Source organism: Streptomyces sp. BE20 (genome assembly GCF_036322525.1).
GTDB lineage: Bacteria > Actinomycetota > Actinomycetes > Streptomycetales > Streptomycetaceae > Kitasatospora.
The window spans coordinates 280,271-306,588 of record NZ_JAQYWW010000939.1 but is presented as its reverse complement, the minus strand read 5'-3'; the positions used below and the strand labels follow the sequence as shown (position 1 = coordinate 306,588).

Here is a 26,318-nt window from a genome sequence, read left to right as displayed (position 1 = left end):
CATGTGCTTCGTCTGCCGTCGATGGGAATTCCGACTGATCGAGGGGGATGGCACATGCAGGGTTTCATCCACAGGTCGGCCCGTTTCGTCGGGGCCTCCGTCGCGGTGGCCGCGCTGGCGGTCTCGGTTCTCGCCGGTTCCGGCGGCGTCGCGGCGGCCGGCTCGGCGCCGGTGGGGCCCGCCGCGGCCGGGGCCGCCGGAGTGGTGGTGCCGGTCGCCGACCTCGCACTCGCCGATCCGGGGCAGGGCTCGAAGCTGCGGAACACGAACAGCGGGATGTGTCTGGTGGTCCAGGGCTATGCGAACAACACCCAGGCGTTCCAGTACGGCTGCCTCGGTTTCGACGACCAGTTCTGGATCTTCGACCCGGTCTACAACAAGGCCAATGCGTTCCGGATCCGGAATTTCCACAGCGGAAAGTGCCTGGTGGCCCGGGGGACCGCCAATAACGGTCCGGTGGTCCAGACGGACTGCGCGGACTTCGACGACCAGCTGTGGTGGGCGGTCTCGCTTCAGGCGGGCGGCTACTGGTTGAAGAACTACAACAGCAAGCTGTGCGTGATCGTCCGGGGCGGGGACTCCGGCAGCGGGGCGGTCGTGGGCGGCTGCGACAACCGTTGGGCCGACCAGATCTGGACCTGGTAGGCGGCCGGGGCCCTGGGTGCCCGTACTGCGTCCCGGCGCGGTGCGGGCACGGGCGGCTTCCCGGGCGCGCCCGTGGGGTATGGAGGTGTCCCGGGGTGAATCCGGGGCGCCGGGAAGATCTACACTGTTGTAGATTCATGGGGCGCAGGTGAGGAACGAGGAGGGCGCGATGAGCGTTTCGCTGGCGAAGGGGCAGAAGCTGAGCCTGGAGAAGCCCGGTGGCGGGCGGCTGGGCGTGGTGCGGATGGGTCTCGGCTGGCGGGCCGCGCAGCGCAAGGGCTTCCTCGCCAAACTGTTCGCCGGGCAGGAGATCGACCTGGATGCCTCGGCGGTGCTCTTCGCGGCCGGCAAGCCGGTGGACGTGGTCTTCTTCCAGCACCTCACCAGCGACGACGGCTCGGTGCGGCACAGCGGGGACAACCTGACGGGCGGGGCCGGGGACGCGACCGACGACGAGACCATCACCGTCGACCTCACCGCCGTGCCGGCCGAGGTGGACCAGATCCTGTTCACCGTCAACTCGTTCACCGGCCAGACCTTCCAGGAGGTCGAGAACGCCTTCTGTCGGCTGGTCGACACCCAGACCGGCACCGAGCTGGCCCGTTACACACTGACCGGCGGTGGCCCGTACACCGCGCAGATCATGGCGAAGATGCAGCGGACCGGGACCGGTTGGCAGCTCGTGGCGATCGGCCAACCCGCCGCCGGGCGGACGTTCCAGGACCTGATGCCCGAGCTCGTGAAGCACCTCTGAGCCTCGGCGACGACGAAGCGGAGGGCGACCGGCAGTCGGTCGCACGCGGACACCTCGGCCCGCCACCCGGATCAACGGGTGGCGGGCCGAGGTCGTGCGTGCGGACGCCGCAGGTGCCGCCCGGTCAGCGCGCCGACGGGGCGCCGGAGGGCGTGAGCGGCGTGCTAGGAGCGGCGGCGCTCGGGGCGGCCGAGCCGGTCGGGGCGCCGCTCTGGGTGGCGGTCGCGGTCGGGGTGGGCGTCGGGCAGCCCGGGGCGGTGGCCGTCGGACTCGCGGTGGCCGAGGGCGTCGCCGACGCCGGGGCGCTCGGGACGGTGCCGGCCGTCGGCGTGCCCGAGGGGGCGTCCGTCGGCGTGGCGCAGGCGGTGGGCGTGCCGGTCGGGGTCGTCGTCGGCGTGGCCGTCGGCGTCGCGGTGGGCGTGCCGGTCGGCTCGGCGGTCGCCGTCGGGCTCGCGCTGCCGGACGGGCCCGTGGTCGCGGAGGGCGTCCCCGACGGCGTGGTGGTCGGTCCGGTCGAGGGGGACGCGGAGGGCGACGCCGAATCCGACGGGGTCGCACCGGTCGACGGCGACGTGGACGGCGTCCCCGAGGGTGAGGTCGACGGTGAGGTGGACGGTGCGCCGGAGGGCGTCGTCGAGGTGGACGGAACGGCGGGAGTGCCGGGCGTGGTGGACGGCTGCGGCACGCCCGACGGCTGCGTACCGGTCGGGATGCCGGGGATGACGGGAGCCGGCGGGGTCGGCAGGGTGAGCGGAGCGAACGGGCCGTTCGGGGCGGTGCGGCCCGGGGTGGTGACCGGGCTCCCGGTGCTGAAGTGGGCCATCCAGTTCCGGACCGTGCGCAGGTACTCGGCCGAGTGGTTGTAGCCGAGGACGGCCCGGTCCAGCTGGGCCGGGTCGGACAGGTCGCGGCCGCCCGCGCACAGGTAGCGGCCGGCGGCCTCGGCGGCGTCGAAGATGTTGTTCGGATCGGCCTTGCCGTCGGCGTTGGCGTCGGCGCCCCAGGAAGCCCAGGTGGAGGGGATGAACTGCATCGGACCGACGGCGCGGTCCCACACGCCGTCACCGTCGAAGCGGCCGCCGTCGGTGTCGGATATCGCCGCGAAGCCGGCACCGTTCAGCGCCGGGCCGAGGATCGGCCGGTACGTCGTCCCGGCGGCGTCCACCGCACCCCGGCCGGCCTGGCCGGACTCGACCTCGCCGATCGCGGCCAGCAGCTGCCACGGCAGGTGGCAGGCGGGCGAGCGCAGCGCCAGGGCGGCCTCCGCCTTGCGGTAGGCGGCGAAGACCGTCTCCGGCAGGGCGGGCCCGTTGCGCAGCGGGTCGGCGAAGGGCGAGCCGACCGGAGCGGTGGGCGGCTGGGTCAGCGGGACGGTACCGCCGCCGTCGACCGGGGCGGCCCCGGCGAGAGCGGGCCCGCCGGACACGCCGGGGCCGAACGGCGAGGTGGTGCCGGGGTCCACGGCCGCGGAGCCGGTCCCGGTGGCCGTCGGGCCGAGGGTCCGGTCGGCGGGGGCCGGAAGCGCGTCGGCGGATGCCACGGGGGCGAGGCCGAGGCCGGTGAACTGAGCGCCGGTCAGGGCGGCGAGGGCCGTGAAGACCGCTGCCGTTCCGGCCATCCGGCTGCCGAGCCGCAGCCGGCGGACGCCCCGGGGGCCCGCGGCCCGGCGGCTCGCGGTCTCCCTGACCACGATCTCCCTGACCACGGCCTGCCGTGGCCCCTCGGATGTCCCGTCGCCGTTCCTGCTCGCCATGCTGTGCCCCTCCCGTCACCGTCCGGCCCCTGGGGAACGGACGGGGTGTCACCATCGTGCCTGCCGGTGCCTGACCGAGCTCGTTTCCCGAACGATTAGTATCACGACGATCCGACAGGCCCCGGATGGCCGGGAGCGGTCCCGGGCGCCACCGTTCGATGAACGGGCCGTGGACGAACTCGACCGGACACGGTCAGGACGGCCGGCGCGGCGCCGACCCCGGGCGGGCCCCGGGCCACGGGCAGGACGTCAGAGCTCGACGAGCGTCCCGTCCTCGGCGACGCCCGCACCCGCCGCGGCCAGCACGGGGGCCAGTGCGACCGCCGCGGGCGAGCCCCGGTGGGCGAGCGGGTTGGTGTTGTTGAGGTGGGTGTAGAGGTAGCGCGGACCCGGGTGACGGGCCAGGTGGGGGAGCGAGTCTTCGACGGCGAGGTGGCCCATCCCGCGCGAGGTGCGCGCGCCGCCGGTCCGTTCGGCGAGCTCGCCGTCGGTGGCGAAGGTGCCGTCCAGGATCACCAGGTCGGCGCCGGACACCGCCCGGTCCAGGGCGGGCGTCCAGGCGGCGACCCCGGGTGCGTAGACCGCGCGGGCGCGGCCGGCGGTGTCGCTGAAGCGGTAGCCGATCACCCAGTCCGTCCGGTCCGCTTCCGCCACCGTGCCCGCCCCGCCCGGGGCCGTCCCGCTCCCGTGGGCGGTACGTCGCTCGCCGGGCGGGCCGGCGGCGGCGTACCGGGGGCGTTTGCCGCCGAGGGCCAGCGGCTCGGCGAGCAGGCCGCCGGCCAGTTCGACGGTGGTGCCCGGTGTGACGGTGTGCCAGTGCGTCTTGGCGTAGGGGGCGATCAGCGGGCCGACCGGGAACGCCTCGTGCAGGGCGGCGCGGACCGGCTCCGTGGCGTGCACCGACAGCTCCGCGGCCTCGCGCAGGGTCACCAGGCCGAGGGTGTGGTCGAGCTCGCCGCTGGTGAGCAGCACACCGCGCAGCGGGGTGGCGCGGGTGCCGGGCGCGGGTGCCAGTTCGGGCGCGGCGAGCAGTTGGGAGCGGAGGTCGGGGGAGGCGTTGACCAGGTACCAGGCGGCGCCGTCGGCGCTGACGGCCAGGCAGTCCTGGCTGCGGACCGCGCCGGTGCGGCGGGCGGTGGCGCAGCCGTCGCAGCCGCAGTTCCACTGGGGCAGGCCGCCGCCGGCGGCGGTGCCGAGGATCCGGATCTTCAGCGGGTGCTCCCTCAGGACGGGCCCGGCCCGGCGGTGACGCTCGTGGCGGTGCCGGGCGTGCCGGGCGTGCCGGGCGTGCCGGGTGTGCCGGGCGTGCCGGGTGTGCCGGGTGTGCCGGGCGTGCCGGGCGTGACGGGTGTGGCGGTGAACCGGCGCGGCACCGGCGTCGGGCCGTCGGCCGGCGCGGGTGAGTGGACGAGCTGGTGGTGCGGGGAGAGCCGGCACGCCGGATCGGTGACGCCCGCGTCGCCGGTGAACTGGAAGGCCTGGCAGCGGCAGCCGCCGTGGTCGACCTCGCGCAGCGCGCAGCTCCGGCAGGGTTCGGGCATCCAGGCGGTGCCCCGGAAGCGGTTGAAGGCGGGGGAGTCGTGCCAGATCGCCGCCAGGCCGTCGCCGACGGCGTTGGGGATCCGGAGACCGGGCAGCTGGGCGGCGGCCAGGCAGGGCAGCACGTCGCCGCCGGGCGCGACCACCAGCTGTTCGTTCCCCCAGCCGTTCATGCACGGCTTGGCGGTGCCGCTGTGGTGGTCGGCGACGACGTGGGTGATCTCGATCCGGTCGCCGTGCCGGGCGCGGGCCGCGGCCACGTCCAGCTCGGCCTGTCGGACCTGTTCGTCACCGGGCGCCAGATGGGCCCGGTTGACCCAGGCCCAGCCGTAGAACTGGGTGTGCGCCAGCTCCACCCGGTCGGCGCCCAACTCGACGGCCAGGTCGGCGATCGCGCCGAGCCGGGCCAGATTCCCGCGGTGCAGCACGGCGTTGACCGTCAGCGGCAGTCCGGCGGCGGTGAAGAGCGCGGCGGCGGCCAGCTTCCGTTCGTGCCCGGTCCGGCCGTTGAGCCGGGTCAGCCCGGCGACGGTGTCGGCGCGGTCCGGATCGGCGTCCTGGACGGAGAGCTGGACGTGGTCCAGGCCCGCTTCGGCGAGTTCGGCGGCGCGCGGGCCGTCCAGGGGCAGGCCGCTGGTGATCAGGTTGGTGTAGAGGCCCAGCCGGTGGGCGTGTGCGACGACGGCGGCCAGGTCGCGGCGGAGCAGCGGTTCGCCGCCGGTGAGGTGGACCTGGAGGATGCCGAGGCCGCGTGCCTGGTCGAGGATGCGCAGCCACTGCTCGGTTTCCAACTCGTCGCGCTGTCTGGTGAGTTCGACCGGATTGGCGCAGTAGGTGCACTGGAGGGGGCAGCGGTGGGTGAGCTCGGCGATCAGGCCGAGCGGCGCGGGCGCCCGCCGTCCGGCGCGGGTCTCCGCCGCGTGGGTCCCCGTCGGGTGGGTCCCCGCGGCGTGGGCCCCTGCGGTCCCGGGCGGGTCCGCGGCCCGGGTGGGGACGGCCGGTGCGCCGGTGCCGTCGAGGGTGAGCAGCCGGCGCTCGGCGAGGTCGAGCAGCAGACCGAGGACCTGCCCGGGCTCCACCCCGTCGTACTCGGCGGCGAGCCGGGCGGTGATCCGCCCGGCGTCGCGCCGACCGTCGCAGTGCCGGAGCACGGCGGCGGCGGTCTCGTTGAGCAGCAGGACGCCCTCCGGGTAGAGCAGGGCGTCCTGCCGGCGGACCGGATCGTGCACCAGCCGCACACCGCGCCGCAGCCCGGGGGCCGCGGCGTCGGGTGCGGGGCTCACCGGCCGGTCCCGGTCCGGCCCGCAGGGGTACCGGCCGGACCGTAGTCGACGGCGTCCAGCATGGCCCGCAGGACCTCGCACTTGAAGGCGAGCGCGTCCACGGCCGCCTGCTGCTGGGCCTCCGTGACGCAGTGGTCCAGTACCAGTTCGAGCGTCCGGGCGCTGTCCCGGCGGGCGTCGGGGATGCGGTGCTCGAAGTAGGCGTAGCCGGACGGGTCGATCCAGTCGTAGTGCTTCTGCCAGGCGACGACCCGTTCGGCCATGTGGTCGGGCGAGAACATCTCGGTCAGCGCGGCGGCCACGCCCTCGGTCCACGGGCGGGTCTGGCAGAAGTGCAGGTAGCCGTCGACGGCGAAGCGCACCCCGCGCGCGACGTGCCGCTCGTCCAGGATCTCGGCCCGGTCCAGGCCGACCGCCTCGGCGAGCACCAGCCAGTCGGCCAGGCCGCCCTGGTCGGCGTTCGGGCCGTCCTGGTAGCCGAGCCGCTGCGACCACTCCCGACGGACGTCCGCGAGCGGGCAGTTGGCGATGATCGCCGCGTTCTTCCGGGTGAGGCAGAGCTGGTAGTACCAGCGGTTGGCGACCCAGCGCCGAAGTTCCTCCGGAGTGCAGTCGCCGGAGTGCAGGCGCAGGTGGAACGGGTGGGTGTCCCAGTACCGGTCCCGCAGGCCGTGCAGCCGGGCCGCGAAGGACTCGCGGCCCGGCTGCAGGTCGGCCGGCACCCGGGCCGGCGCGAGAGGGGGAGCCTGGGTCACCGAGTGGTCCGCGCGGCGTACGCGGTGACCTCGGCGCCGGTGCGGTGGCACTCCACCGCCGGGGCGGACCAGGCGGGCTTGGCCGCGGCCGGCGGGGCCGGTACGGCGGCGGTGGTGACGGGCTGGGGAGCGAGCGTGGACTTCATGGGAGTTGCCCTCCTCGGTGAAGTGGGTGAGAGGCCGGGGCCCGAGGGCCCCTGGATCAGGACGCTACGAGCCGCCGGGCCCGCCCGCCGGTCGAAACCACGCGATCCGCGGACAATCGCGCTCGAACGGGTGACACGACGGGCTCCGCACCGGGCCGGGCCCGGGCGGGAAACCGGTGTCGAGTGTGCCGGTTCGGCCATGCCGTGTCGAGTGGGCCGGACCGGGCGGGCCGTACCGGGTGGGCCGGGTGGGCCGGCCCACCCGGTACGACCGGTCCGGTCCTCAGGCCGAACGGCCGAAGGCGACCAGATGGCCGTCCTTGGTGCCGACGAACACCCGCCCGCCGTCCGTCGCCGGGACGGAGAACCTGGTCACGGTGCCGAGCGCGAAGCTGCGCCGCAGCTTGAGCGCGCCGTTGACCGGAACCGCGTCGTAGACCCGGAGTTCGCCGTTCTGCCCGCCCGGGCCGGTGCCCGAGTAGACCGTCCAGACCAGCGCCGAACCGGCGACCGTCCCGTTCGAGGTGACGACCGGTGAGCCGGACGCGTAGCCGAATCCCTCGGGGCTCGTCCCGGCGCTGGTCAACTGGGGGTTCCCCGCGCCGTTCACGGAGTACTTGAGCGCCCGCAGCGAGCCGTAGTTCTCGACCAGGTAGACGTAGCCGCCCTCGCCGCCCCAGACGCCGGGGTGGCCCCAGACGCCCTTGAACGGGCCGGTGGTGCCCACCACGTTGTCGGTGCCGCCGGAGCCCTGGCCCATGCCGCCGAGACGGTCGCGGTCCAGCAGGAAGATCCGGCCGTCCTTGCCGACCTGCACCATCAGGTGCGGGTGGGCGGAGGTGCCGAAGCCGGAGGGCAGGGCCGCCGGGCCGCCGGAGCCGAAGTCCACGTCACCGTGGTCCATCTCCCGGTTGTTGGTGGGGCTGAAGAAGTCCCGCGGGGCGAGGCTGCCGTCCGCGTTCACCCCCAGCCGGACCACCGACTCGGCGAAGTGGCCGCCCGGTTTGTCGCCCGGCCCCTTGAGCGGGGACGAGCCCTCGCCGGCGCCGTTGCCGGTGGCGATGAAGATCCGGCCGGCGCCGTCGGAGACCAGACCGCCGCCGCTCATCCAGACGCCGGCGTTCTGCGAGGCGGATCCGGACTCGGTGGACCAGAGGGTGAGCTTGCGGGTGGAGGTGTTGACGCCCGCGACCGTGCCGACGTACGTCCCGATGCCGCAGTCCGAGGCGAAGCCGAAGTAGACGGCGCCGTCGATCAGCAGCAGTCCCGCACGCTGGGCGGAGGTCGACGGGTTGAACGGGACGCCGGGGCTGTTGACCGGCGAGCCCTGGACGGTGACCGGCCAGCCGCTCCGCTCCGCGCCCGAGGCGACGTCCAGCGCGTGCACCGAGAAGTGCGTGCCGCCGTCGCCGGACTTGGTCACGAGGTAGACGGTGCCGCTCGCCCGGTCGTAGACCGGTGTCGAGACGATGCCGGTGCCGGGCGCGAGACAGGCGCTGGACGAGGACACCGGGGTGCCCAGTGCGCGCTGCCAGACGATCCGTCCGTCGGCCGCGTTGACGCCGTAGACGTGGTTGGTCGCGGTGGCGACCACCACGGTGGATCCGGCGACCAGCGGCTGTGCGTACACCGCGCCGTCCACGGCGGTCGACCAGCGCCGACCGAAGCCGGCGGCGGACACCTGGGCGGGGCTCAGGTTCGGTTCGGCGGCGTCCCAGCCGGTGCGCAGATTGTTGACCGAGACGGTCGGGTTGTCGGCCCGGGCCGGTGCCGCGCCGGTGAGCGCACCGGCCGCGAGGGCCGGGACGAGCAGCGCCAGTCCGGAGAGCAGGGCCGCTCCGGAACGGCCGGCCCGGGCCCGGGGCGGGGGTCCGGACCGGGGCGGACCGGCCGGGGGTGCTCCGTCCGCGGGCGGTCCGCCGGGGGACGGGGGTGGGAGGGGTCGGCTCATACGATCCGCCTTGGCTGTCGGGGAGTACGGGGTACGGCGCCGTGGCGTCATTCTGTGAGCGCCCGCACCGTGCCCGCATCCGGCCGCAGCCCCCGGCCCGGGACCGTTCACGCCCCTGGGGGAACGGGCTGCGCCGGGCGGCGGTCCCGGCGTTCGGCCGAGCGGCCGCCCCGAGGGCCTGGGTGCCGGGGCGGATCAGCCCGCGACCGACGGTGCGAGCACCAGGGCCGGCGCGCTCGCGGCGGCCGCCTCGGCCGGGCCGTTCACCTCGTCGCCCGGGCCGCGGTCCTTGACCACGGCGACGGAGCAGGTGCGGCCGTCGGCGACGAAGAACACCTCGGGCCGGGTGCCGTCCTTCCGCCGGACCAGCACCGCCTCCCGACCGACGCCGGGCAGCGGGGCGGTCTGGAGGCCCGGGTCGGTCCTCGCCGCGGTGATGCTGCCCGCGTCCACCTCGCGGATGTGGGCGGAGGACTGGCGGGAGCCCAGGTGCGGCCCCACACCGGCGTGCCGTCCTTCGGGCCGGTCCGGGTGCCCGTGAACGGCCCCGCCGTGCCGCCGTCGGCGACGACCTGGGGCGAGGAGAGCGGGGCGCAGGCGTCGACCTGCGCTCCGTGGGAACCCCCTCCGACGGTGTCCGTCGACCGTGGCGGACTGTGACGATTCATGTCCCGTTCCTGCTGCGGGAGTTGGAGAGCTCGGCGGCGGAGTCGGGCCGGTTGCCGGGCGGGTTCGCGCCAGGCTCCGGCCGGGGTCGCGACCGGGCCGCGGATCCCGGCCGGGACCGGGCGCGTCCGGGGGGTGAACAGGCGGTCCGGGGCACAGGGGTGGTACGCGCACGTGCGGCCGGGCTCCCGGCGGCGCCCGCCACCGGCCGAGCTGACCTGGCCGGATGCTCCGTCACCCCTTTACCAGGGCGGCCGGGCCGGTGTCGAGTGCGGAACGCCGACTTCCCCGGACGGGTGACGTTCTGGTGAAAGTGGTCATGCCAGGAATGGCGGCCCGTCATTCTGACCCCATGATCAGGCGGATCCCGTGACGGGGCGGGTCGCGCAACCAGACGGACACCAGAGGGATGGAGGCCCTGACAGTGAGTTCGAACCTGCCGGAGACCGTGGCCGAGGCCCCGGCCGTCCTGCCCGCGCCGCCCCGCGTGGTCGACGACCTCGCTCGTGACCTGACCCACGCCGCCGCCGCGGTCCGGGCCGTCTCCCGGGACGGTCGGTGCGGCGGCGACGTCGCGGTGGCGGCGTACACCGCCGTGGTCTGCACCGGACGGTCGGCGGCCCGCGCACTGGAGGAGGCCGCCGGGTGGTGCCGGCAGGCGCCGGAGGCGGAGGTCCATTCGCTGGCCTGGGCCCGCGTGCCCGGCCACCGTGACGACGTCTTCGAGTACCGGGTCACCCTGGCCGTCAGCTTCCCCGACCACGAGACCGGTGAGCACGCGGGGGACACCCACCACGCCCGGCGCTGACCGGGCCGGGCGGGGGGCGTACCCGGAGGGCGCCGAGGGTCGTTACCGGGGGTCGAAACCGAACTGACCCGCGATGAGACCCGGACCATGGATGTCGGGTGATCGGACGGAGCGGCCGCCGAGGACCCGCAAGCCCCCCGCCGTGGCGGTCGTGGCGGCCGTCGGGCCGGCGGCGGCCTGCGGGGCCGTGGTGCTGTTGGTGATGTTGGTGATGTTCCACTGGCTGGGCCGGACGGTGCCGGGGGCCGGGTGGCCGGCCGCCAAGGGCGCGGTGAAGCTCGGCACGGGCGGTGTGGTGGGCCTGGTGGCCGCCCTCGCCCGGCCGCGCACCCGCAGGGGCGCCCGGAACGCCGGGGCCGGCGGGTCCCACCGGTGGGGCCGTCGTGTGGCCCGACGAGGGAGCCGACCGGGCCTCCGTCGGTGGCCGAAGCTAGGGCAGCAGGACGAGCCGTCCGCGCAGGCCGCCCCCGGCCAGCCTGCGGTGGACGTCCGCGGCCCGCTCCAGCGGGTGCGTCCCGGCGACCCGGAGCGTGAGGGCCTTCCGCTCGGCCAGCACGGAGAGTTCGGCGAGCGCCGCCCCGTCGGCGGCCACCCAGACCTGTTCCACCCGGACACCGCGCAGGCCGAGCGGTGCGGCGCCCGCCGACACCGCGACGAACGCGCCCCGGTTGCGGACCGCGCCGAGCACCGTCACGCCGAGCAGCGCCGCGTCCAGCACGCCGTCGACCCCGCCGGGCACCAGCGCGCGGACGGCGGCGGCCGGATCGGCGGCGTCGCGCGGCACGAACCACTCGGCACCCAGCGCGCGGACCGCCGCCGCGTCGCCCGCACCGGCCAGGGCCACCACCCGCAGGTCGCGCAGGACCGCCAGTTCCACGGCGAAGCCGCCCACCGCACCCGCGGCGCCGGTGACCAGCAGGGTCGCCCCGGCGGGCAGGCCGAGCAGGTCCAGCGCCTGGACGGCGGTCAGCCCGTTGAGCGGCAGGGTGGCCGCCTCGGCGGCCGGCACGCCCGCCGGGGCCGGGGCCACGGCGGCGGCGTCCAGCACCAGGTAGTCGGCGTAGGCGCCGAGCGGGACGTCCAGCCGGTCGCGCAGGCCGATGACCCGGTCGCCCGCGGCGAAGCCGGCCACCCCGGGGCCGACCAGGTCGACCGTGCCGGCCGCGTCCCAGCCCACGCCGACCGTGTCGCGCGGCGCCATCAGGCCCGCCCCCGCGAGCACCCCGGACCGGGTCACCGCGTCCACCGGGTTCACGGTGGCGGCCTCCACCCGGATCCTGACCTGGCCGGGGCCGGGCCCCGGGACGGGCACCTCGACCAGCTCCAGGACCTCCGGGCCACCGAACCGACGGACCACCACGGCGCGCATCGCGCACTCCTCTCACCCGGGGCCCGGCTCCACCGGGGAGCCGTCCCCACCCAGGGACTTGCGAACACCGCCCACGCTAGGAAAACCTGCTCTCCGGCAGGAAGTACGTACCCGGAAGTGCGTACCGCACGGGGAGGAGAGCACCATGGCGACCATGACCGCCGCCCAGCGCCGCTCGGCCGAGCGGGCCGGATTCGACGCGTACGTCGCCGAGTGCCCGGCCCGGCAACTGCTGGACAGGATCGGCGACAAGTGGGTCAGCCTGGTCGTCAACGCGCTGGCCGACGGGCCGCAGCGGTACAGCGACCTGCGCCGGCGTCTCGCCGGGGTCAGCGAGAAGATGCTCACCCAGACCCTGCGAGCCCTGGAGCGGGACGGCCTCCTCACCCGGACGGTCACCCCGTCCGTCCCGGCCCGGGTCGACTACGCGCTCACCCCGCTGGGCACGGGGCTGCTGCCGCTGCTGAAGGCGATCAAGAGCTGGGCCGAGGAGAACATGCCGGAGGTGCTCGCCCACCGCGAGTCGTACGACGGCGTCCGGAACGACTGACGAGGTGCCGGATCCGCTGCCGAGGAGCGGCGGTGAGGGCGTCGGACGACCGAGGCCCGGCGCCCGGCGGGTCGGGGGTGCCCGGGGATCGTCCGTTTCCCGTCCTGCTGCCGGTTCCGCCGGACCTCCGGAGCGGACAGTGGGCTGCGGTCCGGCCGTCCGGCCGCCCGTCAACCGAACCCCACTGGAGGGGGAATCATGCGCATCCGTACCGCGGCGGCGACGATCGCCGCCACCGCAGCCCTGGCCGTCCCGGTCCTCGCGACCGTCCCGGCCTCCGCGGCGCCCGCCCGCGTGGCCGCCTGCTCGACCTACAGCAACTACGTCAGCTACGGCGTCTCGTGCGACGGCACCCGCAGCTACTACGCGTGGGCCGTCTGTGCCAACAACAAGGTGGTCTACGGGCCGACCAGGTCGCCCGGCGTCTGGTCCTACGCGTACTGCAGCAACGTCGGCTCGACGTTCCGTAGCGGCGGCTACACGCTGGTCTGAGCCGGGGCGAGCACGTGGTCGAGGCGGTCGGCGAGCGTGGACCACGGCCGGCAGTCGACCACCGGGAGGGCGTGCAGGCGGGCCTGGGAACCGAGCCGGCGCGAGTAGCGCGCGCTGACCTCGGCGCGGCGCGCCTGGACGCCGCCCCCCCCGGTTCCCGGGCCGCGTAGTTGGCGGCGATCCGGTCGGCGGCCACGCTCTTGCCGACGCCGGACGCGCCACCGAGCAGGACGAGGTCCCAGGTCCGTTTCGTCATGGTGCGACGCCATCGCGGAGGATGCGCGGGGATCCTCCGGGTCAGGTGGCCGCCGGGCTGTCGCCGCCCGGCCCGCCGCCGTCGGGTGCGGCGCCGTCCGGCTCGCGGGTTTCGGGATCCCGGGCGTCCGGGCCCGGGTGGTCGAGGCGGCGCTGCCAGGCCGTCAGCAGCACCTCCAGGGCGGACGCCTCCTCGGGGGAGAGGTGGCCCAGCAGCCGGTGTTCGTTGCGCATGTGGGCGGTGAACGCCTCGTCGATCAGCCGCCGGCCGGCCTCGGTGAGGGCGACGACCCGGCCCCGCCCGTCGGCCTCGCTGCGGCGGCGGGTGACGAGCCCGGCCCGCTCCAGCCGGTCGACCCGCTTGGTCATCGCGCCGGTGGTGACCATGGTGTGGGCGGCCAGTTCGCCGGGGGCCCGCTCGAACGGTGCCCCGGCCCGGCGCAGCGTGGCCAGGACGTCGAACTCGCCCTCGCCCAGCCCGTACCGTCCGTAGACCAGGCAGAGCTCCTCGGTGAGCCGGACGGCCAGCCGGTGCAACCGGCCGATGACCGCCTGGGGGGCGACGTCGAGGTCGGGCCGCTCCCGGTGCCACGCGGCCTGGATCAGGGAGACGTGGTCCTGTGCCGGTTCCTGCGCCGGGTCCGGCTCGTGGCCGTGCTCGTTCGCCATGGGGTCATCCTAGCCGAATAGCTTCCATGGAAGATATATTGTCTTCCATGGAAGCCAGTTTCCGGTGGGTGCTGCTGACCGCCGTCGCGCCGGTGGCGTGGGGGGCGAACTACTTCGTCACCCGGGAGTACCTCCCGGCCGACCGCCCGCTCTGGGGCGCGGCCCTGCGCGCCTTGCCCGCCGGGCTGCTCCTGCTGGCGCTCCGCCCCCGGCGCCCGCGCGGCGCGTGGTGGTGGCGCTCGGCGCTGCTGGGGCTGCTCAACACGGCGAGCTTCTTCGTCCTGCTCTACGTCGCCTCCCAGCTGCTCGCCACCAGCGTCGCCTCCACCGTGATGGCGGCCTCCCCGTTGACGATGCTGCTGCTCGCCTGGGCGCTGACCGCCGCGCGCCCGGCCCGCGCCCACCTGGTCGGGGCGGTCGTCGGTCTGGGCGGGGTCTGTCTGATGCTGCTCACCCGGGCCGGGGCGGTGAGCCTGCCCGGCCTGGCCGCCTCGGCGGCGGCGATGCTGGTCTCCTCGCTCGGCTACGTGCTCGCCGGGCGGTGGCGGGACGGCGCCGACGTGCTCGCCACGACCGCGTGGCAGCTGGTGGCCGGCGGCCTGGTGCTCCTTCCGGTGGCGGCGGTGGCGGAGGGCGCGCCCGTCGTGCCGTCCGGCCGGGAACTGCTCGCCTTCGGCTACGTCGCGGTGGTGGCGACCGCGCTGGCGTTCGCGGTCTGGTTCGCCGGGCTGCGTCACCTGCCGGCCGGCACGGTCGGCCTGCTGGGCCTGCTCAACCCGCTGACCGGCGTGCTGCTCGGTACGGCGGTGGCGGGCGAGACGCTGGGGCCGCTGCAACTGGCGGGACTGGTGCTGGTCCTGGCCGGTGTCGTGCTCGGACGGCCGCGCCGGGCGCCGACCGGAGCGGCGCCGACCGGAGCGGTGCCTGCCGTGGAGGAGGGCGGCGAGCCGGCAGGCGGTCGGCCGGGGGGTGTCGGCCGGTCGGCGCCGGGGCGGGAGGTCTGCCGGCAGGAACGCTGACGGGGCGGGGACGACGCGGCCCCGGCCCGGGCCGCGTCCTCCGGGGGTGGGAGGAGCGGCGCCGGGCCGGGGCCGTCGGTGTCGGACCGGGTGGGATCAGGCGCCGGGCGGCGTCACGTAGCCGGAGATCTTCCAGTTCTTCGTGCCGCCCGTGGCGGTGCGCGGGTTGATGTGGCGGTGGGTCACCTTGTTGCTCACGTTGCCCTCGACGGTGTCGAGGGTGCCGTCGCGGTTCACCGAGACCACCACGCCGACGTGGCCGCCGCGCGCGTAGGCCGGCGGGCCGTAGACGACGAGGTCGCCGGGCTTGGGCGAGCCGGTGTGGAAGAGGTGGTGCTCCTGCCCCCACTTGCCGACCCCGCGCCCGAGCAGGGTGGTCGGGCCGTTCTTCACCCCGGCCTGCCGCCAGGTCCACTCGGCGAACGCCGCGCACCAGGAGGTGTTGCGGCAGGTCTGGCCCTTTCCGGTGAGGTACTTCTGGCAGGCCGAGCTGCTCTCGGTGACCCCGATCTGGCCGCGCGCGGCGGCCACGATCCGGTCCCGCAGGGTAGCCGCCGCCGGCGCGGCCGCACCCTCCCGCAGCTCGGCGGAGCCGGCCCCGGTGGCGAGGTCCGCGACGTCGGTGGTGACGGCGGCGGCCGGCGCGGTCGGGAGGGTGAGCGCGTCCGCCGCGCCGGTCCCGGTGAGCGCCGCCGCCGCCAGGGCGGCGACGGCGACGGTGCGGCCCGCACGCTGCTTGAAGGCGGCGAGCGTGAGGTGACGGTTGGTGTGCATCCGTGACTCCTTCGAGTGCATTCCCGCTCCCCGGACGGCATGCGGCAGCCCGGGTACGGGAGGGGGTGGGTGTTCGCCGGGGTTCCTCACCGGCTGGTCATCAGCGTTGCACGGCCGGGCCGCAGACTTCTACGCTGCGCGATCAGCTGGTTACTCATTCGTATGCGGTCCGGATATGCATCGCGCTGATCTGCGGATATGCACCGGGCCGAGGCAGAGGGGAGCGGACGGATGCCGGACACGGGAGTCATCGGGGCGGGTGCGGAGGGCGACGGAGCGGTCCCGTCGGCCCGGGTGGAGCTGGCGCGGACCCTGCGCGGCTGGCGCACCCGGGCCGGCGAGCTGCCGCAGAAGACGGTGGCCCGGCGGCTCGGCGTCGCCCAGACGACGGTGTCGCGCTACGAGAGTTCCGACGGGCGGTACCCGGCGCCGGAGCCGGCGATCCGCGCGCTCTGGTCGTGTTACCGGCTCGCCGCGGAGGACCTCGACGCGGCGCTCGCCCTGCGCGCCCGGGTGGACGAGGAGCTCCGCTCCGGGACACCGGGCGGTGTCCCGGAGGAACGTGTCGGGCCGGTCCGGGGGCCGAAGGTGCCGCTGCCGGGCGGTTCGGCCGGTTCCGGCGGTCCCGACGGCGCGGTCGGTGTCCCCGCACCGGTCGGCGCCGCACCGGCCCGCGACGCCCGGGCCGGTGCCGTTCCCGGTGGCACCGCACCGTCCGACGCCCCGCCGGCGGACCGGCCCCGGCACTGGGTGGCCTGGTCGGCGGGGGCGGCGGCCGCACTGGCGGGCGTGGTCGCGGGGGGTCTGCTCGTCCACCATCTGCTCGGTCCGGCGCCGTCCGGTCCGGCCGACGGGGCCAGCGCGCTCCCGCCGGCCGCCGCCTCGGCGTCCCCCGGACAGGCCGCCCCCGGGCGGGCCGCCTCCGGACCGGTGACCCCGCCCGCGCAGGCCGGGGCGGTCGTGGGTGCCACCGCGACCGCCACCTGCCGTGCCGACAGCTGCGTGCACACCGAGCCGAACAGCACCGTCTGCATGAACGACGCCGTCACCACCGCGCAGGGCCGGGACTTCGGCGTCCACGTGGAGCTCCGCTACAGCCCCGGATGCCGGGCTGCCTGGGCCAGGATCTCGGGCAGCTCGCCGGGCGACCGCGTCCAGGTGTTCGGCCGGGAGGGGACGCCGCCCGACCAGGAGGAGTACCGGCAGCAGACCGGCCGCACCGCGCACACCCAGATGGTGCGGTCGGCCGGCCCCACCGACGCCCGGGCCTGCGCGATCATCGACGCGCGCGGCACGGTCTGCGCCGGCGAGCCCCCCACCCCGGCGCCGTCGTGACGGCGGGCCGGTGCTCCGCCGGGCGGCCCGGGAGGTGGGGCCGGTTCACCGCGTCCCCGCCTCCGCTCCCCCGCGCGGCCCCGGTGGCGGCCGGTCGGTCGGGGCCGCGGGCAGCGAGCGCAGGCGGACCACCGGGGAGAGGACCAGCCCGACCACCACCACCGCCGAGCCGGCCGCCGCCATGCGCAGCGCGCTCTCGGCGCCCACCCGCCCGGCCAGCAGCCCGGCGGAGAGCCCGCCGAGCGCGCCGCCGCCGAAGAGCAGGGTGCGGAACGCCGCGGTCATCCGGCCCATCATCGACTGCGGGGTCAGCGACTGGCGCAGGCTGACGATGACCACCCCGGCGACCCCCAGACCCAGGTAGCTGGTGAAGAAGGAGAGCGCGCAGAGCGCGATCACCGACGGCCGCGGCCCGGCGGCGACGGCGGCCAGGACCGGGCCGAGCAGCAGCGCCGACTGGGCCACCGGATAGACCCGGCCGAGCGGGAACCGCGCGATGACCCGCCGCGAGAGCAGCGCGCCGGTCAGCCCGCCCACCGAGGCGGTGGTGAGGACCCCGCCGAGGGCGGCCGGGCCGAGCCGCAGGTCGTGGGTGCCGTGGAGCAGGAACAGCGTCCAGACCGAGACCATGGAGAAGTTGCAGCAGAACCCGATCAGTGCGAGCGACCGCAGCACGCCGTTGCGGAACACCTGGCCCAGGCCGTCCCGCAGCTCGGTGAGCAGGTGCCGTTCGGCGGCCGGGGCCGGTCGCGGCTCCCGGGTGCGGATCAGCAGCAGCGAGACGAGCGACACCGCGTACGAGCAGGCATCGACCACCAGCGCGACCGGCGCGGTGAGCGCCGAGACCAGGGCGCCGGCCAGCCCCGGGCCGGCGACCTCGGCCGCCGAGCTGCTGACACCCATCCGGGCGCTCGCCTCCACGTAGCGCTCGGGGCTCCGGACCAGCACCGGCACGTACGACATCCAGCTCACGTCGAACGCCACCGAGGCGATGCCGACCGCGGAGGCGATCACCAGGAGCACCGGCAGGTTCAGGACGTGCCACCACGAGAGCAGCGGGACGAGGGCGAGCAGGACCAGCCGGACCAGGTTGGCACCCAGCATGACCGGCCGCCGCCGTACGCGGTCGGTCCAGACCCCGATCAGCAGCGCCAGCCCGAGGTAGGGGGCGAGCTGGAGGAAGCGGAGCAGCCCGACCTGTTCGTCGCTTGCGCCGAAGGCGTGGATGGCGGTCAGCGGCAGGGCCAGGTTGGTGACCTGGGTGCCGAGCAGCGAGACCGTTTCGCCGAGCCGGAAGCGGTGGAAGTCGCGGTCGAGCCGGAGGTTCTCGGCCGGAACGTCCGCGGACGGCGCCGTTGATGCCGTGGATGTCGTTGATGTCGCGGCGGTCGCGGCGGTCGTGGCCGTTGCCGAGCTCGTCGGAACGCCCGTCATCGTCCGGTCACCGCGCCCGTTCCGGACGCCGCTGCCGCGGCGGGCCCGCCGCGGAGCAGCCTGCCGACGGTCTCGGCCACCTCGTCGACCTCCTCCTCGGTGTTGTAGTAGTGCGGCGACAGGCGCAGGCACCACTCCACGTCCTTGTCGGCGAAGTCGAACTGCGCGAACTCGCGGAAACTGAGGGCGGAGTTGACGGCCCGGGCGTCCAGCGCCGCCTTGAACGCCCCGGCCTCCCAGCCCGGCACGGCGAAGGTCACCAGCGCGGCGGGCGCCCGCCCGCCGTCGAGCAGGCGGACACCGGGGAGTTCCGCGAGCCGTTCGCGGAGCGCGGCGGCGAGCGCCGGGGTCCGCCGGGCGACCGCCGCCGGGCCGACCCGCAGCGCGTAGCGGACGGCGGCGGCGCTGCCGAGCACGGTCGCGTAGGGGAACTCCCACTCCTCGAACCGGGCCGCCGTGTCCACCGGCCGGTACTCGCCGGGCGCCGTCCAGCGGGCGCCGTGCATGTCGATGAACAGCGGCTCGTACCCGGCCCGGAGGACTCGCTCGGAGGCGTACAGGAAGCCCGAACCGCGGGGCCCGCGCAGGAACTTGCGACAGGTCGCGGTGAGCAGGTCGCAGCCGATCTCCTCGACGTCGATCTCGTACTGGCCGACGGACTGGCAGGCGTCGACCAGGTAGAGCAGATCGAGTCCCCGGCAGTGCCGGCCGATCTCGGCGACCGGCTGGACGAGTCCGGAGTTGGTGGGGACGTGGGTGGCGGCGACCAGTCGGGGCCGCCGGCCGCGCATCAGGGCGGCCATCGCCGCGACGTCGACCCCGTTGCCGTCCGGGTGGTCCGGGGCGTGCACGATCTCGACGCCGAAGCGGCGGCGCAGCGCGAGGAAGGCGATCTGGTTCGAGACGAAGTCGTTGCGGGTGGTGAGGACGATGTCGCCGGGCCGGAAGTCGACGGCGGAGAGCGCCTTGGCGTAGGCGTGGGTGGCGCTGCCGGCGAAGGCGATCGTGTCGGGGCCGGCGTTGATCAGCTCGGCGACCGAGGCGTGGAAGTCGGCGACCTCGGCGGCACGGGCGGCGGAGGCCTCGTACCCGCCGACGGTGGCCTCCAACCGGAGGTGGTCGACCATCGCCCGGAGCACCGGACGGGGCATCAGGCCGCAGCCGGCGTTGTTGAAGTGGATCACGGACTCGCAGCCGGGCGTGTCGGCCCGCAGTTCGGCGAGGTCGAACGGCGCGGCGAGGTCGAGCGGCTGCCCGGCGGGTCCGGACGGCCCGGTCGGGGGCTTCCCACCGGAGAGCGGTTCCGGGGAGGAGAGGAAAGCGCTATTGTTGTTCTTCATGTCCGACGGTAGCAGTACTGACGCACTCGTGGGGATCCTTCGCCGGGAGGTCGCCGGTCTCCCTGCGGGCGCCCGGCTGCCCAGCAGCCGCGACCTGATCGCCCGCCACGGCGTCGGGCCGGTCACCGTCTCCCGCGCGATCGCCCAACTGGCCGCCGAGGGACTGGTGGTGACCCGCCCCGGGAGCGGGACCTTCGTCGCCGTCCGTCGGTCCCGCCCCGGCAGCCAGGCGCCCGACACCTCGTGGCAGGCCGTCGCCCTGGCCGGCCGTCCGCAGGCGCCGGGCGGCGATTTCGGAGCCGAGCCCGGAGGCACCGACGACACGTCGGCCACGGCGCCGGCCGGAACGATCAGCCTCGCCGGCGGATACCTGCACGAGAACCTCCAGCCCGTCCGGGCACTCGGCGCCGCCCTGGCGCGCGCCGCCCGCCGACCCGACGCGTGGCGCCGGGCGCCCGCCGTCGGCCTCGCGCCGCTGCGCGCGATCCTCGCCCGCCAGGCCGGACCGGGGGTCCGCCCCGAGGACGTGCTGGTCACCGGCGGCGGCCAGGGCGCGCTCTCCATGCTCTTCCGGGCGATCGCCGCGCCCGACAGCCCCGTCCTCGTCGAGTCGCCCACCTACCCCGGCGCGCTCGCCGCCGCCCGCGCCGCCGGGTTGCGCCCCGTCCCCGTCCCGATCGACGAGGACGGCCTGCGCCCCGACCTGCTGGCCGACGCCTTCGCCATGACCGGCGCCCGGCTCCTCTACTGCCAGCCGACCTTCCACAACCCCACCGGCACCGTGCTCCCCCCGGACCGCCGCCGCCAGATCGTCGACGTCGCCCGCGCCGCCGGAGCCTTCCTGATCGAGGACGACTTCGCCCGCCACCTCGGCCACGGCCGCCCCGTGCCTCCGCCGCTGGTCGCCGACGACCGCGACGGCACGGTCGTCCACCTCACCTCGCTCACCAAGCCCGCCTCGCCCAGCCTGCGGATCGGTGCGCTTGTCGCCCGGGGCCCGGTCATGGGCCGGCTGCGCGGCATGCGGCTGGTCGACGACTTCTTCGTCGCCCGCCCGCTCCAGGAAGCCGCCGTCGAACTGCTCTCCACCCCCGCCTGGGACCGCCACCTGCGCACGCTCGGCACGGCGCTGGGCGAACGCTGCGCCGTCCTGTCCGGCGCGCTCGCCCAGGACCTGCCCGACTGGGTGCCCGTCCGGATTCCGGCCGGTGGGCTCCACCTCTGGCTGAGGCTGCCGGAGCCGCTCGCCGACGGTGCGGTCGCCGACGCCGCCCGGGTGGCCGGCGTCGCGGTCAACGCGGGCCGGCGCTACTTCCCGGCCGAGCCGCCCGCCGCCCACCTGCGGCTCGGCTTCGCGGCGGCCGCGGACCAGGCCGATCTCGTCGAGGCCGTGCGCCGGCTGGCCGCCGCCGTCGTACGGTGACCGGGGCGCGGTGATCACGAGCACGCTGCGGAGCACGCTGCCCGGCGCCGGTGCAGCGACGCCGACCGGTGAACAGCGGTGCGCGGGAGGTCAGTTCCCCCGGGGGCGGGGGCGTTCCCGGGGCGGGGGGTCCGGCCGGAGAGCGGCCGACCCTCACCGCCGGTCAGGCACGGCAGCGCAGCATCTCCAGCGGCGGGTGCGCGAGGAGGTCCGCCCAGAACTCCTCGCCGAACGCGCGGGCACCGGCCTCGGACACCCGCAGCGGAACCCACCCGAGCTCACAGAACCCGGCCGCCCGCAGGCACTCCTCGTAGACCTCCCGGCGCGGCGCCGTGCTCACGATGCTGATCGGCCGCGGGTCCAGGAGGGCCGTGATCCGCACCCGTGGACCCGTCCCGCTCTCCTCGCCGGTCGGTTCGCAGCAGAACCCGTAGGTGTCCAGGGACGGACGGTCGAACCGGTAGTCGGGCTTCTGGGCGAGCACGAAGAACTCCCCGCCCGGCACCACGCTCCGGTGGACGGCGCGGCACATCCGCTCCATTGCCGCGACGTCCTCGGCGTAGTTGAGGCAGTCCTGTTCGTCCTGTGCGTCCTGTCGCGCGGCCACGGCGGCCCTCCGGGACCCGGAGGGCCGCCGTGGCCGCGGCCGTGGCGCAGAGTCCTCTCCACCGCGGCCGGCCGTCGTACCGGCAGATGACACGAAGGATGCCCGCCGGGTGACGCGGGGTCAGCCGCGGATCGACCGACACCGCCGCGCCCGACCCGGGGGCGGGCCGCCTCCGGAAAACCCGGTGACCGGCGGGTGGTCGACTCCCTACACTCGGGCACGCAACAGCGCGCCGCCCCGCTCCGGGTGGTGGTGCGCACCGTGACGAGTCGAGGGAGGCCGGTCGTGCGTTACCGCACCGCTGTCGTCGTCCCCTCGTCCCGGTACGAGGTGATCCTGGTGTCCTCGTGCGCCCGGTGCCCGCTGCGCGGTCGGCACCGGACTCCCGCGACGCACGCCTGACACCGGGCCGTCCACCGGACGCCCGGGCCCCGCTCCCGGGGCCGCCGCCCCGAGCCGTCTCCCGGCCGGGCCGCCGTCCGTGCCGTCGCCGCAATCGCGCCGCCCCTTTCCAGGAACACCCCGAAAGGCACCGGGCCATGCGCACCGACGTCCGCCACCTCACCGGCACCACCGGCACCACCGGCCTTCCTGCCGTCCGCACCCTCCGCAACCTGGGCATCCTCGCCCACGTGGACGCCGGCAAGACCACCGTCACCGAGCGGATCCTCTTCCTGACCGGCACCATCCACAAGCGCGGCGAGGTCCACGAGGGCACCGCCTTCACCGACTGCCACCCGCAGGAACGCGAACGGGGCATCACCATCTCCGCCGCGGCGGTCAGTTGCACCTGGGACGGCCACCGGATCAACCTGATCGACACCCCCGGGCACGTCGACTTCGCCGACGAGGTCGAGCGTTCGCTCCGGGTCCTGGACGGGGCGGTCGCGGTCTTCGACGCCGTCGCGGGGGTGGAGCCGCAGAGCGAGTCCGTCTGGCGCCAGGCCGACCGGCACGGCGTGCCGCGCATCGCCTTCGTCAACAAGCTCGACCGCGCGGGCGCCGACCTCGACGCGGCGGTCGCCTCCATCCGGGAGCGGCTGCACCCCGCGCCGCTCGCCGTCCAGCTGCCGATCGGGTGCGAGGACGGTTTCGTCGGCGTGGTCGACCTGCTGACGATGCGCGCCCTGACCTGGGACGACGGCCCCGAGGGAGACGGCTACCGGGAGGGTCCGGTACCGGAGGGACTGCTGGCCGAGGCCGGGCGCCGCCGCCGCCGGCTGGACGAGACGGTGGCCGGGCTCCATCCGGGCGCGTTGGAGGAGTACTGCGAGCACGCGGCGCTCTCCGCCGCGACGCTGGCCGGTGCGCTGCGCGACCTCACCCGCAGTGGTGAGGCCGTGGTGGTGCTGTGCGGTTCGGCCTACCGCAACCGGGGGATCGAGCCGCTGCTGTCGGCCGTCGTCGCCTACCTGCCGTCGCCGCTGGACGTACCGGCGGTGCGCGGCAACCCGGTGGGGACGTCCACCGGCACCCGGGACGCCGCCACCGCGGGCTCCGGCGAGGAGGAGCGGCCTGCGGACCCGGACGGTCCGCTCACCGCGCTGGTGTTCAAGGTGACCGTCAGCTCCACCGGCCGGCTCACCTACCTGCGCGTCTACGCGGGCACGTTGCGCAAGGGGGACACCGTGCTGGACGCGGGCAGTGGCCGCACCGAGCGGATCGCCCGGATCCTGCGGGTCCAGGCCGACCGCCGGACCGAGGTCGGCACGGCCGTCGCGGGCGACATCGTCGCGGTGGTCGGCGTCAAGGCGGCGCGCGCCGGAGCGACCCTCTGCGCACCCACGGCGCCCCTGGTCCTGGAACCGACGGTCGCGGCGGAACCGGTGGTCACGGTGGCCGTCGAGGCCAGGCGGTCCGTCGACTCCGACCGGCTCGCCACCGCCCTCGCCCGGCTGGCCGAGGAGGACCCGTCCCTGGTCGTCCGTACCGACCCGGAGACCGGGCAGCGCGTGCTGTCCGGCCTGGGCGAACTGCACCTGGAGGTGGCGGTGGAGAGGATCCGCCGGGAGCAGGGGCTGGAGGTGAGCGTCGGGCGCCCGCAGGTCTCCCACCGGGAGACCGTCGGGCGCGGCGTCTCCGGCCTGGTCTACCGGCACGTCAAACAGGAGGGCGGCGCAGGCCAGTTCGCGCACGTCGTGCTCGACGTGGCGCCGCTCGACGTGGATCCGGCCGGGGCGGCCGGGCCGGACGGCGGGGCGGTGGAGGGCTTCGTGTTCGCGTCCGCCGTCACGGGCGGCCGGGTACCGAGGGAGTACGTCCAGGCGGTCGAGGCAGGCTGCCGCGACGCGCTCGCCGACGGACCGCTCGGCGGCCATCCGGTCACGGGGCTGCGGGTCACCCTGACCGACGGGGCCACCCACCCGAAGGACTCCTCGGACCTGGCGTTCCGCACCGCCGGCCGGCTCGCCCTGCGCGAGGCCCTGCGCGCCTCCCGCATGGTGCTGCTGGAACCGGTCGCCGAGGTGACGGTGACGGTGCCGCAGGAGGCCGTCGGCGCCGTGCTCGGTGACCTCGCCGCCCGTCGCGGCCGGGTCCAGGGCTCCGCTCCGCGTGGCGGCACGGCGGTCGTGACGGCGGTCGTGCCGCTGGCCGAGCTCTTCGGCTACGCGACCGGTCTGCGCAGCCGGACCCAGGGCCGGGGCACGTTCACCACCCGGCCCGCCGGGTACGCCCCGGCGCCGGCGGCCCGGTAGGCCGGGTTCGGTCGGGTCCGCCCCGCAGGGCGGGCCCGGCCGGGGGCCACGGAGGGCGCCGGCGGTTCAGGGCAGGCGGCGGGCCAGCCCGGGGTGGTCGAGGACCAGGCCGTGCCCGTCCAACAGCAGGTCACCGGTATGGTCCCCGCACCGGTACCGGACGGTCACGGCCTCCCCGGCGCCGGCCCCCGTGCCCTCCCCGGCCGGGAGCAGGTGGGTGTAGGTCTGGGGGGAGGGGTGCACCGTCAGTCCGGGCACCCGGACCAGGGCCATCAGGAAGTCCTGCTCACCCGGTCTCCGGTGCAGCCGGTGACGGAGCACCGGCATGGTGGCGGTGAGCGGGGAGAGGCCGAGGTCGCAGTCGAGCGCCCCGTTCAGCTCCGGACGGTGCACGCCGTTCACCGTCCACCGTCCGCCCTCCTGCCGCAGGTCCAACTCCCGCTCACCGTCTGCCGATTCGGCACGCACCCGGAGCCGCCGGGTGATCCAGGCGGGGCCGGTCTCCAGCTCGTAGCTCAGCCAGTACGGCGCCGGTACCGTGCCGACGACACGGCCGCGGGCGTGCAGCTCGCCGTCGCCGAGCCCGACCCACGCGGTCTCCACGCCGCGACTCCCGGCCACCCGCCAGGTGGGGACGAGGTGAGTGATCATGCCCGCCACCGTACTCCCCGGACGACCTCCGGCCCGTGGACGGCGGTCCGTCGCGTGCGGCGGAACCGCAGGGCCGAGCGTGATCGTCCAGGAGGCGGGTGCTGCGGACGGGGCCGTCGCGGGAGGGCACGTGCGGGCATCGGGAGACCGACCGCCCGGGGAGCGGGGATCGCAGGGACCGGGCGGCGCACGGCTCGCCGGAGGCGCTCGAAGGCACGCGGTGGCCCGACCCGCCGGCCGGCGCGACCCGGCTGACGGAGGAGCCCGGCGAGGCCCGGGCCCGGGGGGCCGCCCCGTAGGGCCGGAAACCGGCCCTGACCTGCGCGTCCTTCCGTGGTGGGGCCGGGGTGAACGGCTAGCGTGGCCGGGCGGCCGGGCCCGGCCGCCAGGCGCCGAAGGCGCCGCACCCACCACGAGGGACGGGCAGGCATGCAGTTCGACGACCAGGGGGACCTCGACACTTCGCAGGTGAGCGACCGCCGCGGCATCCCCGGCGGGAAGGTCGCCGTCGGGGGCGGCGCGGCCGGTCTGATCGCCGTCCTGATCGCCGTGCTGTTCGGTGTCGACCCGAGCGTCCTCGGTCTCTCGGACGGCACGGAGGGGAGCGGCGGGGCCGCGCGGGCCACGACGGCCGGCGAGGTGCAGCAGGTCTGCCGGACCGGTGCCGACGCCAACCGCCGGCAGGACTGCCGGATCGTCGCCGTGACCAACAGCCTCCAGGAGTACTGGGGCGGCGAACTGCCCCGCCTCGGGTCCGCCTACCGTCCGGCCGAGACGGTCCTGTTCACCGACCGGGTCTCCACCGCCTGCGGCGCGGCGAGTTCCGCCGTCGGCCCGTTCTACTGCCCCGCGGACCTCCGCGCCTACTTCGACCTCGGGTTCTTCTCCGACCTCTCCACCCGTTTCGGCGCCCGCGGCGGCCCGTTCGCCGAGGCGTACGTGGTGGCCCACGAGTACGGCCACCACATCCAGAACCTCACCGGGACGATGCAGAAGGTCGGCCGGGACCGGCAGGGGCAGAACAGCGGCTCCGTCAAGCTCGAACTCCAGGCCGACTGCTACGCCGGCGTCTGGGCCCACCACGCCACCACCACACCGCAGGCGTCCACCGGACGGCCGCTGATCAGCACGCTGACCGACCAGGACATCGCACAGGGGCTGGACGCGGCGGCGGCCGTCGGTGACGACCGGATCCAGCAGCAGGCGACCGGCCGGATCGACCCGGACACCTGGACCCACGGCTCCGCCGACCAGCGCAGGGCCTGGTTCACCACCGGCTACCGCACCGGCGACCCGGCCCGCTGCGACACCTTCGCCGCGCAGCGCTGACCCGTGCCGCCTGCGGGGCCTCCGCCGGGGCCACCCTGTCATCCGTCAGGGACCGCTGCCGCCGGGCCCTTCCTA

General features: G+C 75.7%; 25 protein-coding genes. 10 read left to right on the top strand and 15 right to left on the bottom strand.

The features are described from left to right. The first annotated feature begins 54 nt into the window (after positions 1-54). Both PUR61_RS23340 and PUR61_RS23335 read left to right on the top strand, forming a co-directional pair. The gene (locus tag PUR61_RS23340; protein ID WP_329881307.1) at positions 55-645 is read left to right on the top strand and encodes an RICIN domain-containing protein; all 591 of its coding nucleotides are present in this window, start codon (positions 55-57) and stop codon (positions 643-645) included. A gap of 169 nt (positions 646-814) precedes the next feature. Further along, on the top strand, positions 815-1,399 hold the full coding sequence (locus PUR61_RS23335; RefSeq protein ID WP_329881306.1) for a TerD family protein: 585 nt from the start codon (positions 815-817) through the stop codon (positions 1,397-1,399). A gap of 124 nt (positions 1,400-1,523) precedes the next feature. Here the strand turns inward: PUR61_RS23335 and PUR61_RS23330 are convergent, their stop codons facing one another. The 7 genes from PUR61_RS23330 to PUR61_RS23300 form a co-directional block, all read right to left on the bottom strand. Further along, positions 1,524-3,152, bottom strand: coding sequence for a lytic transglycosylase domain-containing protein (locus PUR61_RS23330; protein WP_329881305.1), 1,629 nt, complete (start codon positions 3,150-3,152; stop codon positions 1,524-1,526). A gap of 249 nt (positions 3,153-3,401) precedes the next feature. Next, the gene (gene pqqB, locus PUR61_RS23325; RefSeq protein ID WP_443035222.1) at positions 3,402-4,352 is read right to left on the bottom strand and encodes a pyrroloquinoline quinone biosynthesis protein PqqB; all 951 of its coding nucleotides are present in this window, start codon (positions 4,350-4,352) and stop codon (positions 3,402-3,404) included. A 23-nt stretch (positions 4,353-4,375) separates the two neighbouring features. Continuing rightward, the gene (gene pqqE / locus PUR61_RS23320; protein ID WP_329881304.1) at positions 4,376-5,974 is read right to left on the bottom strand and encodes a pyrroloquinoline quinone biosynthesis protein PqqE; all 1,599 of its coding nucleotides are present in this window, start codon (positions 5,972-5,974) and stop codon (positions 4,376-4,378) included. Continuing rightward, positions 5,971-6,729, bottom strand: coding sequence for a pyrroloquinoline-quinone synthase PqqC (gene pqqC, locus PUR61_RS23315; protein ID WP_329881303.1), 759 nt, complete (start codon positions 6,727-6,729; stop codon positions 5,971-5,973). Before pqqC ends, pqqE begins: the two co-directional genes overlap by 4 nt. Then, entirely contained in the window at positions 6,726-6,875 is a 150-nt protein-coding gene (pqqA, locus tag PUR61_RS23310; RefSeq protein WP_329881302.1) for a pyrroloquinoline quinone precursor peptide PqqA, read from the bottom strand. The genes pqqC and pqqA overlap by 4 nt, the downstream gene beginning before the upstream one ends. Positions 6,876-7,158: 283 nt before the next feature. Continuing rightward, a complete protein-coding gene (locus PUR61_RS23305) occupies positions 7,159-8,826 on the bottom strand; it encodes an outer membrane protein assembly factor BamB family protein (RefSeq protein WP_329881301.1) in 1,668 nt (555 codons plus the stop codon). A 195-nt stretch (positions 8,827-9,021) separates the two neighbouring features. Then, complete coding sequence (locus tag PUR61_RS23300) at positions 9,022-9,327, bottom strand: hypothetical protein (RefSeq protein WP_329881300.1); 306 nt, start codon at positions 9,325-9,327, stop codon at positions 9,022-9,024. A 589-nt stretch (positions 9,328-9,916) separates the two neighbouring features. Between PUR61_RS23300 and PUR61_RS23295 the strand changes: the two genes are divergently transcribed. Then, positions 9,917-10,300 carry a hypothetical protein gene (locus PUR61_RS23295; protein ID WP_329881299.1) on the top strand — a complete coding sequence of 128 codons (384 nt, stop codon included), beginning with the start codon at positions 9,917-9,919 and terminating at the stop codon, positions 10,298-10,300. A 42-nt stretch (positions 10,301-10,342) separates the two neighbouring features. Here the strand turns inward: PUR61_RS23295 and PUR61_RS23290 are convergent, their stop codons facing one another. Both PUR61_RS23290 and PUR61_RS23285 read right to left on the bottom strand, forming a co-directional pair. Continuing rightward, complete coding sequence (locus tag PUR61_RS23290; protein WP_329881298.1) at positions 10,343-10,585, bottom strand: hypothetical protein; 243 nt, start codon at positions 10,583-10,585, stop codon at positions 10,343-10,345. A 145-nt stretch (positions 10,586-10,730) separates the two neighbouring features. Further along, positions 10,731-11,669, bottom strand: a complete 939-nt coding sequence (locus PUR61_RS23285) for an alcohol dehydrogenase catalytic domain-containing protein (protein ID WP_329881297.1) — start codon at positions 11,667-11,669, stop codon at positions 10,731-10,733. Between the two features lie 145 nt (positions 11,670-11,814). Here PUR61_RS23285 and PUR61_RS23280 point away from each other — a divergent pair, with 145 nt between their 5' ends. Both PUR61_RS23280 and PUR61_RS23275 read left to right on the top strand, forming a co-directional pair. Then, positions 11,815-12,219, top strand: coding sequence for a winged helix-turn-helix transcriptional regulator (locus PUR61_RS23280; RefSeq protein WP_329881296.1), 405 nt, complete (start codon positions 11,815-11,817; stop codon positions 12,217-12,219). Positions 12,220-12,417: 198 nt separating this feature from the next. Further along, the gene (locus tag PUR61_RS23275; RefSeq protein WP_329881295.1) at positions 12,418-12,711 is read left to right on the top strand and encodes a hypothetical protein; all 294 of its coding nucleotides are present in this window, start codon (positions 12,418-12,420) and stop codon (positions 12,709-12,711) included. Positions 12,712-13,008: 297 nt separating this feature from the next. Here the strand turns inward: PUR61_RS23275 and PUR61_RS23270 are convergent, their stop codons facing one another. Further along, complete coding sequence (locus PUR61_RS23270; RefSeq protein WP_329881294.1) at positions 13,009-13,635, bottom strand: MarR family winged helix-turn-helix transcriptional regulator; 627 nt, start codon at positions 13,633-13,635, stop codon at positions 13,009-13,011. A 47-nt stretch (positions 13,636-13,682) separates the two neighbouring features. On the opposite strand from PUR61_RS23270, the gene PUR61_RS23265 reads away from it, so the two are divergent. After that, on the top strand, positions 13,683-14,654 hold the full coding sequence (locus tag PUR61_RS23265; RefSeq protein WP_329881293.1) for an EamA family transporter: 972 nt from the start codon (positions 13,683-13,685) through the stop codon (positions 14,652-14,654). 96 nt (positions 14,655-14,750) lie between these two features. Here the strand turns inward: PUR61_RS23265 and PUR61_RS23260 are convergent, their stop codons facing one another. Then, positions 14,751-15,428 (bottom strand): CHAP domain-containing protein, encoded by a 678-nt coding sequence (locus PUR61_RS23260; RefSeq protein ID WP_329881292.1) that lies wholly within the window; start codon positions 15,426-15,428, stop codon positions 14,751-14,753. A gap of 231 nt (positions 15,429-15,659) precedes the next feature. On the opposite strand from PUR61_RS23260, the gene PUR61_RS23255 reads away from it, so the two are divergent. Next, entirely contained in the window at positions 15,660-16,763 is a 1,104-nt protein-coding gene (locus PUR61_RS23255; RefSeq protein WP_329881291.1) for a DUF2690 domain-containing protein, read from the top strand. A 45-nt stretch (positions 16,764-16,808) separates the two neighbouring features. On the opposite strand, the gene PUR61_RS23250 is transcribed toward PUR61_RS23255, so the two are convergent. Next, on the bottom strand, positions 16,809-18,197 hold the full coding sequence (locus PUR61_RS23250) for an MFS transporter (protein WP_329881290.1): 1,389 nt from the start codon (positions 18,195-18,197) through the stop codon (positions 16,809-16,811). Continuing rightward, complete coding sequence (locus tag PUR61_RS23245; RefSeq protein WP_329881289.1) at positions 18,194-19,537, bottom strand: aminotransferase class V-fold PLP-dependent enzyme; 1,344 nt, start codon at positions 19,535-19,537, stop codon at positions 18,194-18,196. The genes PUR61_RS23250 and PUR61_RS23245 overlap by 4 nt, the downstream gene beginning before the upstream one ends. Here PUR61_RS23245 and PUR61_RS23240 point away from each other — a divergent pair. Next, positions 19,536-20,960 carry an aminotransferase-like domain-containing protein gene (locus PUR61_RS23240; RefSeq protein ID WP_329881288.1) on the top strand — a complete coding sequence of 475 codons (1,425 nt, stop codon included), beginning with the start codon at positions 19,536-19,538 and terminating at the stop codon, positions 20,958-20,960. The two genes, PUR61_RS23245 and PUR61_RS23240, sit on opposite strands and share 2 nt — an antisense overlap. A 163-nt stretch (positions 20,961-21,123) precedes the next feature. On the opposite strand, the gene PUR61_RS23235 is transcribed toward PUR61_RS23240, so the two are convergent. Then, a complete protein-coding gene (locus PUR61_RS23235) occupies positions 21,124-21,567 on the bottom strand; it encodes a hypothetical protein (RefSeq protein WP_329881287.1) in 444 nt (147 codons plus the stop codon). Positions 21,568-22,106: 539 nt separating this feature from the next. Between PUR61_RS23235 and fusA the strand changes: the two genes are divergently transcribed. Further along, positions 22,107-24,263: an elongation factor G gene (fusA, locus tag PUR61_RS23230; protein ID WP_329881286.1), complete on the top strand. Its 2,157-nt coding sequence runs from the start codon at positions 22,107-22,109 to the stop codon at positions 24,261-24,263. A 66-nt stretch (positions 24,264-24,329) separates the two neighbouring features. Here the strand turns inward: fusA and PUR61_RS23225 are convergent, their stop codons facing one another. After that, a complete protein-coding gene (locus PUR61_RS23225; protein ID WP_329881285.1) occupies positions 24,330-24,914 on the bottom strand; it encodes a putative glycolipid-binding domain-containing protein in 585 nt (194 codons plus the stop codon). A 429-nt stretch (positions 24,915-25,343) separates the two neighbouring features. Between PUR61_RS23225 and ypfJ the strand changes: the two genes are divergently transcribed. Continuing rightward, positions 25,344-26,243 (top strand): KPN_02809 family neutral zinc metallopeptidase, encoded by a 900-nt coding sequence (ypfJ, locus tag PUR61_RS23220; protein WP_329881284.1) that lies wholly within the window; start codon positions 25,344-25,346, stop codon positions 26,241-26,243. Positions 26,244-26,318: the final 75 nt, after the last annotated feature.